The following is a 2,058-nucleotide window of genomic DNA, read 5'->3' on the forward strand; positions in this document are numbered from 1 at the left end:
TCGCTGTTCCGCACCGAACTGGTCATGCAGATCGCCGCCGGCAACGGCGACTACATCACCCCCACCATCGTCGGCACCGGTGAGCACGACTACGACCGCGACCTCGCCTACACCCGCAACCTGTTCCGGTTGCTCACCCGAGACCCCGAGCACGGGGAGGCGAACAAGGAGCTGTTCGGCACCTGGATGGCCACCTGGGTGCCCCGGTGCCTCGACGCCGCCCGGGCGCTGCAACCGATCTGGTCGCAACCGGCCGACAAGGCCGTCACCTTCGCCGACAGTCTCGACGCCGCCACCGCGAAGTTCCGTTCCCTGCTCGAGGACCTCGGGCTCGACATCCCCAAGGAGTTGGACCAGTGAGCATGCAATTCGGATCGACCACCGAGTTCTCCAACATGTGCGGCGTCACCCTGATGAACACCCCGATCGGCCGTGTCGTCGCGGAAGTGATGGGCGACAAGGACGGTGTCGAGCTGACCGAGTACCCATCGATGATCCGCGTCGACGGCCAGAAGCTGCTGAACTTCGACTACGAGGAACTCACCGACGCCCTGGGTCAGGAGTTCGACGGCTCCATCTTCGAGGAGATCAGCTCCACCCACTACGGGCGCATGGTCCACCTCGACGACAAGACCCTGCTGTTCGCCAGCCCCGAGGACGCCGCCGAGTACATCGGATTCGACCTCACCGAGCAGTGAGGCAGCCCCTGCCGTAACCGTTTGTCGGCGCCGCCGACCCACTGGTGGTGGGCGGCGCCGGCGGACCGACCGGCAACTCAGGATGGCGTGGCTGCTTCGCTATCTCGTCAAAGAAAGAGTTCATTGTGAAAGCACTTGTGTTCCAGGGGCCGGGCTCGATGGCATGGACCGACGTCCCCGACGCACGCCTGATCGACCCCACCGACGTGGTGGTCCGTGTGGATACCACCACGATCTGCGGGACCGATCTGCACATCCTCAAGGGGGATGTGCCCGCCGTGACGGCCGGTCGTGTGCTCGGGCACGAGGCGGTAGGGGTCATCACCGAGGTCGGATCCGCGGTCACATCGCTGGCGGCCGGGGATCGAGTGCTCGTGCCGGCCATCACCTCCTGCGGAAAATGCGCCTCCTGCAAGAGCGCCATGCCCTCACATTGCGCGACGGTCGGTGGTATCGGCTGGATCTTCGGGCACCTGATCGACGGCACGCAGGCCGAGTACGTGCGCGTGCCGTACGCCGAGACCAGCGTGCACGTACTGCCCAAGGGTGTCACCAATGAGCAGGCCATCTTCCTGGCCGACATCCTGCCCACCGGTTTCGAGATCGGTGTGCAGAACGCCCACGTACAACCCGGTGACACCGTCGTCGTGGTCGGTGTCGGCCCGGTCGGTCTCGCCGCGATCCGCACGGCCGGTCTCTACGGCGCCGCGAACATCATCGCTGTCGATCTTTCCGAGGCGAGGCTCAAGCGTTCATTGAGTTTCGGCGCCGACGAGACGATCAACAGTGGCACAGAAGATGTGCGGGCACGCGTCCTGGAACTCACCAATGGCTTGGGCGCGCAGGTGGTGATCGAGGCAGTCGGGATCCCGGCAACGTTCGAGCTGTGCACCACCCTGGTGCGTCCCGGCGGGAGCATCGCCAACGTCGGTGTGCACGGCAAACCGGTCGACCTCCACCTCGAAGACCTGTGGATCAACAACATCACCATCACCACCGGACTGGTCAACGGCACCACCATTCCCACCCTCCTGGACCTGGTGGCCAGCGAAAAGATCGATACCGGTGCCTTCAGCACGCACTCATTCGGTCTCGACCAGATGATCGACGCCTATGACGTCTTTGCGCACGCGGACTCCCATGATGCGTTGAAGGTCACCATTTCTCGGTGACCCACGATCCCGACGTCGCCCTATCCGGCTCTGTACCCACCGATCCCTGCAATTGGAGCACGCACAATGTATGAGAAGAACGGCGAAAAATACTTCATCGTCGACGGGCACATCGCCTTGTGGGACGGCCGCGCGTCGAACCAGAAGAACGTGCACGGCAAGCAGTTCATCGACTGCTTCTACGACTA

Annotated in this window: 2 protein-coding genes and 2 pseudogenes; all 4 read left to right on the top strand. The window is 63.8% G+C overall.

Going from position 1 to position 2,058, the window contains the following annotated elements; all coding sequences use genetic code 11:
- Window positions 1–360: pseudogene (locus tag MLGJGCBP_RS49290) on the top strand (toluene hydroxylase); the annotation flags it as partial.
- On the top strand, window positions 357–698 hold the full coding sequence (gene mimD / locus MLGJGCBP_RS49295) for a propane 2-monooxygenase effector subunit MimD (protein WP_201453106.1): 342 nt from the start codon (window positions 357–359) through the stop codon (window positions 696–698). The pseudogene MLGJGCBP_RS49290 and the gene mimD, both read left to right, overlap by 4 nt.
- A 125-nt stretch (window positions 699–823) precedes the next feature.
- Window positions 824–1,870 (top strand): zinc-binding dehydrogenase, encoded by a 1,047-nt coding sequence (locus MLGJGCBP_RS49300; protein WP_160097340.1) that lies wholly within the window; start codon window positions 824–826, stop codon window positions 1,868–1,870.
- Between the two features lie 66 nt (window positions 1,871–1,936).
- Window positions 1,937–2,058 (top strand): annotated as a pseudogene (locus MLGJGCBP_RS49305) (amidohydrolase family protein); the annotation flags it as partial.

This window comes from Rhodococcus sp. T7 (assembly GCF_009872365.1).
Classification (GTDB): Bacteria; Actinomycetota; Actinomycetes; order Mycobacteriales; family Mycobacteriaceae; genus Rhodococcus_F.